Below are 15,971 nucleotides of genomic sequence, written 5' to 3' on the forward strand. Positions count from 1 at the left end.
TTCCTTTCCTCCTCAACGATACATCATTGGATATGGAAGCTCATCCAAGTCTGCTTCTTCACGAAGATTTTCCAAAATCGAAATTTCTTCTGCTTCTGGTTTTTCAAAGACATACAGCATTAACAGTTCAATCAGTTGGTAATAAGGGTGATCGCAGGAAAGATGATTTAATATTCGGTGGATAGCATAAGCTACTCGGCGGGACAGCAGCAAAAACTTCTCGTGCTCTGGAGCTACAGCTAAGAGTTCTAAAATCATCGGAATATAATCAACCAATTCTTTTCCAATATATTCATAACCACATTCAGCGATCAGCATTTGTAACTTGATTAATGCTGCTCCACGTTTTTTACTATCACCCATTTCATGAGCGGTTAGATAAAGGTTTGTTTTTTCCCTCTGGTCAAAAGTCTCTACATAGAGCTCTTGTAGTTCCTTTTTTGACATATCCATTAGAGGTTTTATTCTCGACATCACATTATTACGAATTTTTTTGGAAGAAAGATGTTCATTGACGAATGAAAGAACATCGGGATATTCTTCAAAAAACTTCTCATCGGGATAATCTAAGAAACGAGCCAGGATTAGCAAAATTGCTTTACGATCATTCTTCATTGAACATCACTTCTTCCAAATGGATTTGTTACCATTCCTTCTGGCGGTGCCAACTCTTCAAGACTGCATGCACCCCTTTTATAATCTAAATCCTCATCCATTTCACGACGTCCAGTTGGGATTACAAATCGCTCATTATATTTCGCCACAGCAAGTAATCGTGCCATACTTTCAAGTTCCTCAGGTGTCGTATTTGCTTCTTCAAGGAGCTTACTTGTTTTCAAATGATCCATACCGCCAACTGTTTTTGCACGCATATGGACACGCATGGCCGCCATTTTTAAGAGTACCCTTCGAATAACACTCGTATCATCTGCAGATAACAGTGAGGCAAGGTATTCCATAGGAATTCTCATTTGATCGACAGCAGGAATGTATCCATCCGCACTCAAATCTTGTTCATTTGTAATATGACTCATGATTGGACTAAGCGGCGGCACATACCATACCATTGGTAATGTTCGGTATTCAGGGTGCAGTGGCAAGGCGATTTTCCATTTCATTGCCAATTTATATACAGGAGAATCTTGAGCGCCTTGTATCCAGCTATAATTAATACCTTGTTTTTGAGCTTCTTCTATTACTTGTGGATCAAAGGGATCTAAAAAGACTGAAAGCTGTGAAGGATATAACTCCTTTGGGTCCTCAACGGATGCAACTTCCTTTACTCTGTCTGCATCGTATAAAAGCACACCGATATAACGAATTCTTCCTACACACGTCTCAGAACAAACAGTTGGAAGACCCGCTTCCGTTCTTGGATAGCAGAAATTACACTTTTCCGCTTTATGTGTATTCCAGTTATAATAAACCTTATGATATGGACAGCCATTCATACAAAACCGCCAGCCGCGGCAGGCATCTTGATCCACCAATACAATTCCGTCTTCGTCCCTTTTATATAGAGCACCGGAAGGACAGGATGCCACACAGGATGGATTCAAGCAATGCTCGCAAATCCTTGGCAAGTACATCATAAACGTTTTTTCATACTCCATCCGAATATGTTCCTGAAGTTTACGGACATTTGGATCCCTTGGGACTGTTTCACTACCACCTGCTAAGTCATCATCCCAGTTAGGCCCCCACTCAGGCTTGTCGAGATAATTACCTGTAATCGTTGATATAGGGCGAGCAACAGGAATACTCTCTCCCTTTTTCCGCTTATGAAGATGCTCAAAATCATAGGACCATGGTTCATAATAATCGTCCATAGACGCCATGTTTGGATTAAAAAATATATTAGCTAATTTAGAAACAGGTCCCCCTGCCCTTAAACTTAATTTTCCATTCCGTAACACCCAGCCGCCTTTAAAGTGATCAGTATTTTCCCATTCTTTTGGATATCCTGTTCCTGGTCTTGTCTCCACATTGTTGAACCATACGTATTCCATTCCAGGGCGGTTGGTCCATACATTTTTACATGTGACTGAGCAGGTATGACAACCTATACATTTATCAAGATGCATGACCATAGCCACTTGTGCTTTAATCCTCACGCCAATCGACCTCCTTTAACGGCCGGATAATTGCCATTGTGTCCCTTTGACTTCCTGTTGGTCCATAGTAATTAAATCCGTAGCTTAATTGTGAATATCCCCCAATCATATGGGTTGATTTCGGAACAATTCTTGTCACGCTATTATGGGTTCCTCCACGTACTTTATTAATTGTATTTGCTGGTACTCCCATGGTTCGATCCTGTGCATGGTACATGTAGACTGCGCCCCGCGGCATCCTGTAGGTCAAAACAGCTCTTGCTGTTACGACGCCATTCCGATTGTAAACCTCAATCCAATCATTATCCTTAATCCCAATGGACGCGCCATCCTCTTCATTCATCCATACAACCTGCCAGCCTCGAAACAACTGAACCATATTCGTTGTATCCGTAAACATAGTATGGATCCCCCATTTTTGGTGCGGTGTCATATATCGCAAACTAATGGACTTACCAAGATTTTCGACTCCTTTCTCATTCTTTATAAACGCACCTTTTGTTATTGGCGGTATATACAATGGAAGCCCTTCACCATAGTCAAGCATTACCTCATGATCAAGATAAAAGCTTTGTCTTCCTGTAAGAGTTCGCCATGGAATATGAAACTCCTTATTTACAGTAAACGGTGAGTAACGTCGATTGTCTTTTTCCATACCGGTCCAGACAGGTGATGAAATTGCTTGGCGGGGTTGAATAGTCAGTGCATCTAATGTATAATCTTCTTCCTCACGTCCCTCAGGAATTTGGGCGAGTTTCTTCCCTGTTTTTGCCTCCAATGATTTCCATCCTTCAACCGCACGCTTTCCATTTGAAGCACCGGACATGAGAAGTATCGCATTAATTGCCTTTTTATCAGAGAATAAATCAGGATAACCTTTTCCAACACCTTCGTGCTTTGATGCTCCAAGGCGATCAAGCAATTCTCCATACACATTTTCTCCTGGATATTGTACAGCCTTTGTTCCATATCCAGTTTTTATATTTGGACCAACAGTAATCCACATATCATATACATGGGGATAATCCCGTTTCACAATTGTAAAGTTGGGCATGGTCTTTCCTGGGATTGCCTCAACTTCGCCCTTTCGCCAGTCTTTTACTTTCCCAAACGGCTGAGCAATTTCATTTTTGGTATCATGGGCAAGCGGAGCCATAACGATATCTTCTTGAGCAGGAAGATGTTCTTTTGCCAGTTCGGAGAAGATTTTTGCTATCTCCCTAAAAGCATCCCAGTCACTTCTGGTCTCCCACGGCGGACTTATTGCTGCATTAAATGGATGAATAAACGGATGTAAATCCGTGCTGCTAATATCATATTTTTCATACCATGTGGCCGCAGGCAAAATAATATCAGAAAAAAGTCCAGAGCTTGTCATTCGGAAATCCATACTGACAAAGAGATCTGTCTTCCCTTCAGGGGGCTTTTCCGATATTTTTATATCCTCAGGCTGCCATGAGTTCTCAGTTTCTGCTAACAATGAATCAGATGAACCAATTAAATGCTTCACAAAATACTCATGTCCTTTTCCACTATCACCTAGAAGGTTCGAACGCCAGTTGAAAAATACACGTGGATAATTCCGTGGATCATTTGGATTTTCAATCGCAAAATCCAATTTTCCTTCTTTAAGCTGTTTTGCAATATCAGCTACAATTGCTTGATCATCAAGATTACGTTTACGAGCTTCGCTCATTATGTTAAGTGAATTTTGCGAAAGCTGCGGGAAACCAGGCAGCCAGCCTAAACGGACTGAAAGTGCATTAAAATCTGCTGGATGAATATTTGAATATTTGCTGTCCCATTCTGTTTTTTCTTCATTTTTTTCGTACTCATATCGAAATTGCTCTGTTGCAAAATAAAAGAAGGATGTTCCATTCATAAACCTAGGGGCTTTTACCCAATCATTTGCAAAGGCAATTTGGGAAAACCCTTCTAATGGACGAACCTTTTCCTGCCCAACATAATGGGCCCAGCCACCACCGTTTACTCCTTGTGAACCAGTCAATAAAATAAGATTCAATATGGTACGGTAAATTTGATCACTGTGAAACCAGTGATTCGTTCCTCCTCCCATTGCAATCATTGATTTTCCCTTTGTGAGGGCAGCATTTTCGGCAAATTCTCTTGCTACCTGAATCACATGTTCTTTTTTTACACCGGTAATACTTTCTTGCCACGCTGGTGTATATGGTCTATTTGTATCATTATAGTCAGTCGGATAATCTCCGATTAAATCCCTGTTTACACCTGAATGGGCAAGCATTAAATCAAAAACGGTTGTAATCACTAATTGATTCCCAGACTTGTCCTTTATCTTTTTTATTGGTACCCCCCTATTGACCACACCCCCGTCCTTTTCTCCGAAGTATGGAAACTCTACTAGGGCAATACCATCTGATTCATCAAGAAAACTCATTTTTGGTTTTATTTCATTTAAATCAAGATTCCACTGACTCCCGTTATCCCACCTAAACCCTTCACTGCCATTGGGAATAGCAAAATTGTTCTTATTTTCATCCCATACTACTGTCTTCCATTCCCCCAGTTCTTGCTGATCGGAAAGATCCGATGCCCGCAAGAAACGATCTGAGCGGAAGTTTTCATTTGATTGATTTAAGATTATGAGGAACGGAAGATCAGTATATTGTTTGGCATACTCCATAAAGTAAGGAGTTTCTTTATCCACGTAAAATTCTTTTAAAATAACATGTGTCATTGCCATTGCCAATGCCCCATCTGTTCCAGCTTTTGCTGGCAGCCACATATCAGCAAATTTTTCATATTCTGCGTAATCCGGGCTTACCCCAACTACTTTTGTGCCGTTATACCTTGATTCCACCATAAAGTGTGCATCAGGTGTCCTCGTTTGCGGGATATTTGTGCCCCAAATGATAAAATACTTTGAATTATACCAATCTCCACTTTCTGGCACATCCGTTTGGTCACCCCAAACCTGAGGTGAGGCCGGAGGCAAATCAGCATACCAATCATAAAAACTTAATATGGTACCGCCAATTAACGATAAAAATCTTGCACCACCTGCGTAGCTAACCATTGACATTGCTGGTATTGGACTGAAACCCACAACTCTGTCAGGCCCATATTTCTTGATTGTATAAATTGAGGCAGCGGCAATCATTTGACAAACCTCTTTCCAGGATCCGCGCACAAACCCGCCTTTGCCTCTCGCTTTAACATATTGCTCACGTTTTTTGGGGTCAGTCACTATATTTTCCCATGCTTTAACAGGATTTTCGGCCCTTTCAAGCTCATCTTTCCAAAAAGCATAAAGATCCCCTCGAACATACGGGTACTTCACACGTGTAGGACTATATGTATACCATGAAAAACTTGCCCCTCGAGGGCACCCCCTTGGTTCATATTCAGGAAAATCATCACCAGTTGAAGGGTAATCAGTTTGCTGGGTTTCCCATGTGATAATTCCGCCCTTTACGTGGATTTTCCAGCTGCAGGAGCCTGTACAGTTTACTCCATGTGTAGAGCGGACCACCTTGTCATGACCCCAACGATTTCGGTACACAGATTCCCAATCACGTGGACGTGGATTTTCCTCTGTCCATCCATCATTAATGCGCTCTCCCCGCGTCAAGTGTTTTAGGGAGTGCAATAAATTATTTTTGCTTTTTTCCATTTATACCACCCCTTCTGTTTATAAATTCACCCAGTGGATTAAAATTCTCTCCCAGTAAACGAAATGATCTCTCTCCAGCGCTTAATTCCTCTACAAATACGTCCCAACTGACAGCATTTGCAGCAGCTAAAATGAGACGTTGTAATGTATTTATATCGTCAATTTCATAGATTCTCCCTATTATCGCCCCAGTAAGATGACCAAATCTCATCTGCAATACAGCTATTAAATCTTCCCGATCATCAACCAGAAACGCATCAGATTCAAATGAAAACAATAACTTACAACTCCTTCTAAAGCTTGATCATTTTATAGTAGTCAGCAATTAAAATAGACTTACATTTTTCTGCTGCTTCTTCAAAAAATTGAATGACAAAATTATCAGGATTTTCAGCCTGTATACAGCTGATATTTGTGGAAACGGAAAGAGAAAAATCAGAAGAAAACCTTAATGAAACAGTCATTCCATTGTTATTTTTCAAAACATGTGCCTGTACCTCATACGAATGGATGTGGTGATTTGAAAAGATTTCAATCATCTTCATATACAATTGTGGTGCAGCAAAACGCAATAACCGTTCCTCTATCATTTCATTCCACCTTCCATTTCTTGCTAATTAGTATCATTTGTATTTTTTAGGAGTTTATTCATTTCGTCTTCATTATGAATAGAATCAATTACGACTAGAGAATCCATTAATATTAACATCCACTCATTAATGTCATTGTTTGAAAGCTGTACTTTCAATTTCTCAACAATACGCCGCATCAAATCATGGTCTCGAGTAAGTTGTATAATAAGATGGTGTAACGCAGGGTTCTCTTTGACCATTTCGATATATAAGCCTTCTTCTTCTGCCTCCGCATGTTTAAGTGTTCGCGATTCCCAATGCTCAACTAGCACTTCAGCAACCTGGAAAGCTTTTTCTTTTTGTTTTTTCTGTAAACACAACCGAAATAATTCATTTAATTCTTTTGCTTCATTTAAAGATGCCTCATGAATGGAAGAATGTGCATCTTGTTTCTTTAAACTAGGTCCAGACAATATTGTCCCATCCTTTCGCCCGCTTTTATAGTATCCTAATCAACAGGATATTATTTCAAGATAATAAATTCATTGGAAATAATATTAATCTTTTCCAATGGGTTTATTTCTAAACCTCTACTCACCGAAAAACCCAAAAATCTATTTTCTGTTTATATTCCATCCAAAAAATACATTTGTCCTCCGTAGGAAGAATAAAACTTGATTCTTTTTGACTTTTGCGTAATAATAGAAACAAAATTTGAGAATTTTTATTGATCAGGAGATGTTAGGATGAAGGTAGTAAAATTTGGTGGTTCTTCTTTAGCCTCAAGTGAACAATTAAATAAAGTATTTAATATCGTTATGTCAGATTCAGAGCGAAAAATTGTTGTTGTTTCGGCACCTGGTAAAAGATTTGCAGAAGATATCAAAGTGACTGATTTGTTAATTGCACTTGCCGAGAAAGCTCTTACTTCTAGTAATACAGATTCAGAATTAAATGCTGTACTAGAAAGGTATATGAATATTGCTAAAGATGTAGACCTTTCTCCTAACATTATTGATACAATTCGTGAGGATTTACTTAATCGGTTAAACGCTGATAAAACGAATGTAGAGCAGTATATCGATCTATTAAAAGCTAGTGGTGAGGATAATAACGCTAAGCTTGTCGCTGCTTATTTCCAAAACAAAGGCGTTGAAGCAAGTTACGTGGACCCTAAGGAAGCAGGTTTGCTTGTTACAAATGAACCTGGAAACGCTCAAGTATTACCAGATTCATATAATCGTATTTATCGGCTTCGTGAAAAATCAGGAATTTTAATCTTCCCAGGTTTTTTCGGTTATAACGAAAATGGTGAAGTAGTAACCTTTTCACGAAGCGGCTCTGATATAACTGGTTCAATCCTGGCTAATGGAATTAAAGCTGATTTATACGAAAACTTTTCAGATGTTGATGCAGTGTATTCTGTTAACCCAAATATAATCAAAAACCCTAATGAAATTCGTGAGATCACGTTTAGAGAAATGAGAGAACTTGCTTATGGTGGTTTTTCTGTATTTCATGATGAGGCCTTATATCCTGCTTTTCTGGCTGGGATCCCTGTGAATGTTAAAAATACAAATAATCCTACTGCACCCGGAACTTTAATCGTGAAACACCGAACAAACCAATACGGACCTGTGATTGGAATATCCAGTGAAAAAGGATTTTGCAATATTTATGTTCGCAAATATTTGATGAACAGGGAAATTGGTTTTGGAAGCAGGTTATTAAAGATATTAGAAGATTACGGTTTATCCTATGAGCATACTCCTTCTGGAATAGATGATTTATCTGTCATTTTACGTCATAGTCAGATGGACCAAGATTTGGAACAAGAAATCATTAGCAGAATTCAACATGAGCTTAAGGCGGATGAGGTACATGTTATTCCAAATATCGCCTTAATTATGGTAGTTGGTGAAGGAATGCGCCATAATATTGGAACAATGGCAAGAGCATCTAAAGCGCTAGCGCGAAGCACGATTAATATTGAAATGATTAACCAAGGTTCCTCTGAAGTAAGCATGATGTTTGGGGTAAAAGAAAAAGATGAGAAAAAAGCAGTTCAAGCACTTTACGAAGAATTTTTTGTAGGTGTAATGGTTTAATCCAATTTCCGCTATCATTAAAAGGGCTTACCGTTGTTGGTAAGCCCTTTTATTTTTATAAAATGGAAAGCAATTAGGATATTAGGGATTTCTGTTTTTCTCAATATAATATATTGTTCGGGATACACCAAAAGTATTGAAATACAATATGAAAGAGTTCCATATTAAACAGGTGATGGGAAATGGATTTTTAAAAGTGGTTATGTAACGGTTGGATTCACTAAGAATAGCTATTTTATATTAATTTATAGTTGAGGTGCAATTTTTACTCTGATTTAATGATAAAAGGTATTTTGACTTTGGTTTGGTTAAACTTACTTTAATTCCTGCCTTTTTTAGTTTAACAACTAGCTCCGAAATTTGTTTTTTAGCCATTTATTCCACCTTCTCTTTATTCACTTATCTAACAACATTCTACACCATATTTATGAATAAAGTGTGAAATTTAATAAATTTTTCCCGAAAAAATCCAATTAAAATTCTTGACATTTTAATGTTTTATCTGTAAATTAAATTTTTAGGCAAAATTTTTATATTTTCTTAATAACTAAAAAGAATTCGCCCTTTCCTTTAATAAATGATATAATTTTGTCATATTTTGTGTTTGGAGGATTTAAACATGATAACCGTAAGCAATGTAAGTTTACGATACGGAGAACGTAAACTTTTTGAAGATGTTAATATAAAATTTACCCCTGGTAATTGTTATGGATTAATTGGAGCTAATGGTGCAGGTAAATCAACCTTTCTTAAGATTTTATCAGGAGAAATTGAGCCGCAAACAGGAACTGTGCAGCTTGGTCCGAATGAGCGGATGGCAGTCCTTAAACAAAATCATTTTGAATATGAAGAATTTGAAGTCTTAAAAACCGTCATTATGGGTCATACAAGACTTTATCAGGTTATGCAGGAAAAAGATGCCATTTATATGAAAGAAAACTTCACAGATGAAGATGGAATGAAAGCAGCTGAGCTTGAAGGCGAATTTGCTGAATTAAATGGTTGGGAAGCAGAGTCTGAGGCAGCTATTCTACTAAAAGGACTAGGTATCGAGGAAGAACTCCATGATAAAAAAATGGCTGAATTAACTGGCTCAGAGAAAGTGAAGGTTTTACTTGCTCAAGCTTTATTTGGCCATCCAGATGTTTTACTGCTTGACGAGCCAACCAACCACTTGGACATAAAAGCCATCCAATGGCTTGAGGAATTCTTAATAAACTTTGAGAATACTGTTATTGTCGTTTCCCATGACCGTCATTTCTTAAATAAAGTTTGTACGAATATCGCTGACTTGGATTTTGGAAAAATTCAACTTTATGTTGGAAACTACGATTTTTGGTATGAATCAAGCCAACTTGCTGTAAAATTGACCCAGGATGCAAACAAAAAGAAGGAAGAAAAAATAAAAGAACTTCAGAGCTTTATTGCTCGATTTAGTGCCAATGCCTCTAAATCAAAGCAAGCAACATCAAGGAAAAAACTTTTAGATAAAATTACGTTAGATGATATTAGGCCATCATCACGGCGTTATCCTTTCGTTGGTTTCACACCAGATCGTGAAATTGGCAATGATCTCCTTAGGGTTGAAGGGCTTACAAAAACAATCGATGGTGTTAAAGTACTGGATAATATAAGCTTTGTAATGAATAAAGGAGACAAAATTGCTCTTGTTGGTCCAAATGAGACAGCTAAAACAACCCTCTTTAAAATTTTAATGGGTGAAATGGAAGCAGACAGTGGCACCTTTAAATGGGGAATCACTACATCTCAAGCTTATTTTCCAAAAGATAACTCAGAGTACTTTGAAAATAGTGAGCTTAATCTTGTTGATTGGCTTCGTCAGTTTTCTCCTAAAGATGATAGCGAAAGCTTTTTGCGTGGATTTTTAGGGAGAATGCTTTTTTCCGGGAAGAGGTACTTAAAAAATCGAGTGTTTTATCAGGGGGCGAAAAGGTTCGTTGCATGCTTTCCAAAATGATGTTAAGCGGAGCAAATGTACTCCTCTTGGATGAACCAACAAACCATCTTGATTTGGAATCCATTACAGCACTAAATAACGGGTTAATCAATTTCAAAGGTTCCCTTTTATTTGCTTCCCATGATCATCAGTTTATTCAAACAATTGCCAATCGCATTTTCGAATTAACTCCAAAAGGTCTAGTGGATAAACAAATGAACTATGATGAATATCTCGAAAGTACTGATTTGCAGAAGCAAGTCGCAGATATGTATCAATAATAATGATGGGCATAACGAGTAAACCGTTATGCCTTTTTTGTCCAACTCCAAAGCTCAATAGGTATTTTCACATTTCCTATTTGCTATGTTGCTTTTGTTTTTTATTTGCGGATGAACTCATTTTGCTGCCTGTTTCTGTTGTTGTTGTCCCTTGGCCTTCTACTTGTGGAGAGGATAAACCAATTGTTGATGGATCTGCTTTACGTCTTCCCATAATTACACCTCCATTTATTAGCTTTAGAATTCAGTAAGCATCTTATACGATGCTACTTAAGAATATTTGGGATAAAACTGTGGCAAGTTAATATCAGGAGGAGGTGTTTTTGGATGGCAAAGATTGGAGTAGAACAATCTCTTACAAATGTACAACAGGCTCTTCGTCAAAAAGGATATGATGTTGTACAGTTAAAGCAGGAATCCGACGCAAACGACTGCGACTGCTGTGTCGTAACCGGACTTGATTCGAACGTTATGGGTATACAGGATACTTCCACGAAAGGCTCCGTCATCGATGCGAACGGGATGTCCGCAGACGAGGTATGCCAAGAGGTTGAAAGCAGAATTAGATAAGTTATTTAAGACTAAAGGAACATCTCCCCTTTAGTCTTTTTTAATCATCTCTTTTTGCATAAAGATTCACTTTAGGTCCTTCTGAAGTTTGAGTTTTCTCCATTTTCTTTTTCGTTAACGTTCGTTTGTTTTCTTCCTCATTTGGCTTTGGAATAAATTCACTTCCATATGTTGCACCAATGTTTAATTTTCCCTTTAATTCCTTGATCCCTAATTGCCCAAAATTGTTATTTAGTTCATATTTATCAAGAACGATTTTATCTATATGGACTTTTTCGATGATAATCGGCGGGTCCTTCGCTTCTAGTTGTTCTTGTTTTTCCAGTTTGATTTTAGCAATGGTTTCCTTTAATTCTTCAATATTTGTTTCTAAGAAGGATATCTTTTTCTTTAATTCTTGTTCATAATCATCTTTACTGAATATTTGGAATAAACCTTTTAATGACATTCAGTAAACGCCCCTTAATTAAACCTTTTTATCTAATTATATGGAAACGATGGTTTTAACATGTCCATTTAAAAGCTGGAACTACCCTTTATTCATCAATCGGGATAATCTCAACTCTTGAATATGCTCGAGGATAGCTAACAATCAGGAGTCCATTCCAATACCGAGCGTTTAATTGATTCGGAGAAATCGTGTCGGGTAATTTAATTTGTCTTTGAAATTCTCCAGTAAACCTTTCCGAGTATGTTCTTTTTAATTGAGAATAGATCGGACTGTTTATTCCTTTTATGGTTAAAACGTCTCCCGCTATCCCTAGCTCGATATCTTCTTTTTTTAATCCTGGGAGTTCAATAATAACATATACTTCTTGTTCTCCCTCTAACAGCTCAATAATCGGAAACACCTGGGATGTTTGCTGTTTTTCGCGCGGTTCACCCTTTGAAGATTCTGGAGCTGTTTTAAATGGCTGGTCATCAAGAAATTGTTTGGCAAAGTCTTGATCAAATATATTATTCCAAAACTCTCCCCCCTGCATATTCTGGGCGACTTCCATCCATTGTTTTAATTTTTCTATATCCATTTATTCACATCCCTTAAACCATAAAAGTCATCAGTATCTTTTAAAAAGAGAGTGAAAAATTTTCATCTAGAGCAAAATAGAACACTCAATTATTTATATGCATAAGAAGCGTAATCATATCTCTTTAACAATTGTAAAAAACAAAAAGCCGTTTCAAATGACGGCTTTTTGAGTTGATATACGAGATACTTATTTCTCACGTTTTTTAGATATTAATAATGATATTTGCATCATTGTAAATGGGAGTGAAGATTTTCTGCGGTATGCCAAAAATTTGGGTTCCCAAATTCTTATTTGATTTTCTGATAATCGATCTAACCTCACATTGTTATAAATGAAATGACTGTGTAAGAAAATTTGGGCCGCAATCCTTTCACTTAAAAACGAAAATCGGGATAAGCCGGCATTAGTAAGCGGAGTCATTCCCATATTAAAACGTTGGTATCCATTTTCTTTTGCCAAGCTTAACAAAGATAAAAACAGAAAATCGGTGATTCCAGCCGGAGCATTTGGCAAAATTCTCATTAAATCAACGGATGATGTCAATTGGTCATCATACACTGGTATTAGATTAGCGAAACCAATTATAGCTGAGTTCTGGTCCTTAACAAGGGCAATTTCCGTTCTGTTTAAATAATCTTCATCAAAGAAACCGTAAGAAAAACCTTTTTCTCTGCTGCCCCGAAGCCATTCTTCCGAAACAGTCCGCAATTTATTTAATAAATCACTAGAATATGGCGGTTTAATAATAGAAACCGAATATCCTTTTCGCTTAAACTTATCAGCTGTTACTTGTAAAGTTTCTTGTTTTTTATCTGAGAAAGACAATGAATTTAAATCTACCAGAACTTCTTCACCTAATTTAAAAAATGCATACCCACCTACATGCAAATAGGAAAGCATTTCGTCACTTACCTGATAAAAAACTGGCGTAAATCCATGGATATCTGCAATTTGCTGAAATTCTTCAATTGCTGAAGAGATGTCATTTTTTTCCCCTATTGGGTCACCGAGTACAACAAGTTTGTCAGCATATTGCTGATAAGTAATCAACACATTCTTTTTTCGATTCCAAAAAATGTACTTATCATGTAAAAAAATCAAATGGGATAAATTCTTTCCTTGATATTCCTGTAAATGTTTGATAATTTCCTTTTCTTGATGAATGGATGGTTCCATTACCCACTTTTTAGGATTGCTGATTAAGTAACCAAACATTAAGATGATAAAGGCAATTAAAAGACCAATGATTGCACTATAAAATAAATCGTGGCTGTCGACGATTACATATTGTTGGAATTTGCTTGGAATTAATCTTTTTGCAGACGGTAAATTGGAATATCCTATAATCAGGTACATGGATGTAATAATAAGGACAAGAGTAACATCGAAGAATGTTTTTCCCCATGTCATAACATAGCTTTCCCGATAAAATTGCCCTTTTGCCAGCCTTAAAAGAATCGCAACAATAATTAGAAAAATTGCTTCCTCATAATCAATTCCCTTAAAGATAGAAAAAATCGCTGCAAAAATTAAAGCGGTGACTGTTAATTCATACGTTCTCTTTACACTATATTCAATTCCTCGTGACAGTCCTAATAAAAGAAAGCCAGCAGCAACAGATAGTTGATGTGAAAGGTTCATAATCGGAAATGAGAGTAGTTCCTGTGCATATCTCATCCTTGACATGATTCCTGGTACACTGGCAGAAAGGAGTAGAATGAGACCGGAAGCAAATACAAGCAATGTTAGAATGACATGACTAATTCCCTGAAGAATAGCACTTGGGAGATTACTCCAGGACTTATTCCACTTAACCCAAAATGATTTTACAAACAAAACCAAACTGATCAAAAATGGTAATAAATAATAACCAATTCGATAAAATAGCAATAAAACAATTACCTTTTCAGTAGGAACATGTAAATCTTGCATACCCCAAATGAAAATTAAATCAAAAGAGCCGAGCCCCCCTGGTATCATACTGATAATCCCTGCACAGGAAGCGATAATAAAAATAGGAATAAGGTTACTGACACCAATAGATATTCCTAGTAACTCACTTAATAGCAGAATCGTTAAAAAAACAAAAAACCATTCCAAAAACGAAATTCCTACTAGCTTAACCCCGATGTTTAACGTTATTAGCGATTGCTCGTCCTTTTTGGCATTAATGATGTGGACAAGAACAAATATGGGTAAATAAAACCCTACTGCTAATACGGCAAAATACAGCCAATGTTCTTTTTGAAATAGTGAAAAGTGGCGGTAGCCGATGGTAACAACCCAAGAAAATAATGAAATCCCTGTTAAATAAAAAAGTGAGACAGATGTGATCCCAACAACAAGTTTCCTTCGATCGTGCTCAAAATCATGATAAAAAAATGTTCGTAGCATTGCTCCTATAAGTCCGCCAAACCCGATTAAATTTGAAAACGAATTGGCAATAAATGAATATTCCAAAAGCTCATCCCTTGGTACATTTAGACCTAGAACACGGACTAGGATTAAATCGTAAAAAAACATTGGGAAAGTTGAAAATAATGTAATGATTAGTATGAGTGCAAGTATACTAATATGTAAGTGACTAACTTCTTGCTCGAGTAATTCAGTATTAACCCCTTTAGCAAACTTTTTTATTTCATAAATAGCTAATATCAATAGAAAAAGAGGAAAAATAAATTTAACCGTTGTAAAAATTCTTTCTTTTTTAATCCCCGCCATGATGATCTCCTAATTTCATTACTGATTTAAATATAAACTGTTGGCTAAAAAAAACAAAGAAATATTTACCTACTGTGACAGATAGATTCCCTGTACTATCATTGTTGACAGTATTTGTTCTGTTCAAAACTGTAATCGTACCAACTCCCATAATTAATAAAATAAATTATTAAAAATAGACAAGTTTTCCACCCTCTCGTGCATAAATATTAAATAGTACAAAGAAAGAGACTGGGGGTACGGAGAATGAGGTTTTTGGTTTTTAAAAGAGAGACAGTTTTATATGTGTTGATATCGGGCATTATCCTGGCAACCATTTCTGCTTGGTTTATCTTGAAAAAAGGGGATACAGTTGTTTTTAATGTTCAAAATGGACAAAATGTCCGTGAAATTCACATGGTTACAGGTGAGTTTAAAACAACAATGAAAGACGGAACCCAAATTGAGTCCTACCGATGGGACCCGGGGACAATCTTTTTGGATAAAGGCGAAAAAGTAAACCTCTATATTAGCGGAATTAATGGAGAAGAACATCCCTTTTATATTGAAGGTACCAATTTAAAAGGAGATGTAAAAAAAGGAGAAGAAGTTGTAGTTCCCCTTCATTTTAATCAACCTGGGACCTATCGCCTAATATGTAAAACGCATAATGATAAATCCCATAGTCCGATGATTGCATATATTGTTGTTAAGTAAGTATATACGAAAAGCAGCCTAAATAGCTGCTTTTTTATATGAATCAACGTTTTATTTCAATTTATGAGACGGTTTTATTTTTATATAACAGATCATATAAAATATCCGATAATTATAATACAGATATACAAAATAGACTAAATTACCTAAAAGACATTTTTTAAAAAAAGCAAAATATCCTTGTGAAATATGCCTTCACAATATCTTAACAAATCTGCCTTATTTATGTGATTCATTTCACATTCTACCTGTTATACTAAGTCTAT

General features: G+C 36.7%; 14 protein-coding genes and 1 pseudogene. 4 read left to right on the forward strand and 11 right to left on the reverse strand.

From position 1 onward, the window contains the following. Positions 1–12: 12 nt before the first annotated feature. Genes narJ through RCG17_RS03315 form a run of 6 tightly spaced genes read right to left on the reverse strand, consistent with a single transcriptional unit; the run spans position 13 to position 6,814 of the window. Positions 13–615 carry a nitrate reductase molybdenum cofactor assembly chaperone gene (gene narJ, locus RCG17_RS03290; RefSeq protein ID WP_308173848.1) on the reverse strand — a complete coding sequence of 201 codons (603 nt, stop codon included), beginning with the start codon at positions 613–615 and terminating at the stop codon, positions 13–15. Beyond that, on the reverse strand, positions 612–2,114 hold the full coding sequence (narH, locus tag RCG17_RS03295) for a nitrate reductase subunit beta (protein ID WP_308173849.1): 1,503 nt from the start codon (positions 2,112–2,114) through the stop codon (positions 612–614). The genes narJ and narH overlap by 4 nt, the downstream gene beginning before the upstream one ends. Then, entirely contained in the window at positions 2,104–5,769 is a 3,666-nt protein-coding gene (locus RCG17_RS03300) for a nitrate reductase subunit alpha (protein WP_308173850.1), read from the reverse strand. Before RCG17_RS03300 ends, narH begins: the two co-directional genes overlap by 11 nt. Then, complete coding sequence (locus tag RCG17_RS03305; protein ID WP_308173851.1) at positions 5,750–6,046, reverse strand: hypothetical protein; 297 nt, start codon at positions 6,044–6,046, stop codon at positions 5,750–5,752. The genes RCG17_RS03300 and RCG17_RS03305 overlap by 20 nt, the downstream gene beginning before the upstream one ends. A 16-nt stretch (positions 6,047–6,062) precedes the next feature. Next, positions 6,063–6,359 carry a hypothetical protein gene (locus tag RCG17_RS03310; RefSeq protein ID WP_308173852.1) on the reverse strand — a complete coding sequence of 99 codons (297 nt, stop codon included), beginning with the start codon at positions 6,357–6,359 and terminating at the stop codon, positions 6,063–6,065. Positions 6,360–6,382: 23 nt separating this feature from the next. Next, positions 6,383–6,814 (reverse strand): hemerythrin domain-containing protein, encoded by a 432-nt coding sequence (locus RCG17_RS03315; RefSeq protein WP_308173853.1) that lies wholly within the window; start codon positions 6,812–6,814, stop codon positions 6,383–6,385. 273 nt (positions 6,815–7,087) lie between these two features. On the opposite strand from RCG17_RS03315, the gene RCG17_RS03320 reads away from it, so the two are divergent. Then, complete coding sequence (locus RCG17_RS03320; protein ID WP_308173854.1) at positions 7,088–8,449, forward strand: aspartate kinase; 1,362 nt, start codon at positions 7,088–7,090, stop codon at positions 8,447–8,449. A gap of 240 nt (positions 8,450–8,689) precedes the next feature. On the opposite strand, the gene RCG17_RS03325 is transcribed toward RCG17_RS03320, so the two are convergent. Then, positions 8,690–8,824 (reverse strand): hypothetical protein, encoded by a 135-nt coding sequence (locus RCG17_RS03325; protein WP_308173855.1) that lies wholly within the window; start codon positions 8,822–8,824, stop codon positions 8,690–8,692. Positions 8,825–9,068: 244 nt separating this feature from the next. Between RCG17_RS03325 and RCG17_RS03330 the strand changes: the two are divergent. Continuing rightward, positions 9,069–10,687: pseudogene (locus RCG17_RS03330) on the forward strand (ABC-F family ATP-binding cassette domain-containing protein). 76 nt (positions 10,688–10,763) lie between these two features. On the opposite strand, the gene RCG17_RS03335 reads toward RCG17_RS03330, so the two are convergent. Further along, the gene (locus RCG17_RS03335; RefSeq protein WP_308173856.1) at positions 10,764–10,901 is read right to left on the reverse strand and encodes a YuzL family protein; all 138 of its coding nucleotides are present in this window, start codon (positions 10,899–10,901) and stop codon (positions 10,764–10,766) included. A 113-nt stretch (positions 10,902–11,014) separates the two neighbouring features. On the opposite strand from RCG17_RS03335, the gene RCG17_RS03340 reads away from it, so the two are divergent. Then, positions 11,015–11,257: a YkuS family protein gene (locus RCG17_RS03340; RefSeq protein ID WP_308173857.1), complete on the forward strand. Its 243-nt coding sequence runs from the start codon at positions 11,015–11,017 to the stop codon at positions 11,255–11,257. Positions 11,258–11,297: 40 nt separating this feature from the next. Here RCG17_RS03340 and RCG17_RS03345 read toward each other — a convergent pair whose 3' ends face one another. The 3 genes from RCG17_RS03345 to mprF all read right to left on the reverse strand — a co-directional run bounded on the left by RCG17_RS03345 (position 11,298) and on the right by mprF (position 15,009). Further along, complete coding sequence (locus RCG17_RS03345) at positions 11,298–11,705, reverse strand: hypothetical protein (protein ID WP_308173858.1); 408 nt, start codon at positions 11,703–11,705, stop codon at positions 11,298–11,300. Between the two features lie 88 nt (positions 11,706–11,793). Beyond that, the gene (locus tag RCG17_RS03350) at positions 11,794–12,285 is read right to left on the reverse strand and encodes an Hsp20/alpha crystallin family protein (protein ID WP_308173859.1); all 492 of its coding nucleotides are present in this window, start codon (positions 12,283–12,285) and stop codon (positions 11,794–11,796) included. A gap of 189 nt (positions 12,286–12,474) precedes the next feature. After that, entirely contained in the window at positions 12,475–15,009 is a 2,535-nt protein-coding gene (gene mprF / locus RCG17_RS03355) for a bifunctional lysylphosphatidylglycerol flippase/synthetase MprF (RefSeq protein WP_308173860.1), read from the reverse strand. A 246-nt stretch (positions 15,010–15,255) separates the two neighbouring features. On the opposite strand from mprF, the gene RCG17_RS03360 reads away from it, so the two are divergent. Beyond that, entirely contained in the window at positions 15,256–15,705 is a 450-nt protein-coding gene (locus tag RCG17_RS03360) for a cupredoxin domain-containing protein (RefSeq protein ID WP_308173861.1), read from the forward strand. Positions 15,706–15,971 lie beyond the last annotated feature (266 nt).

This window comes from Neobacillus sp. PS3-12, assembly GCF_030915385.1.
GTDB lineage: Bacteria > Bacillota > Bacilli > Bacillales > Cytobacillaceae > JAEVLT01.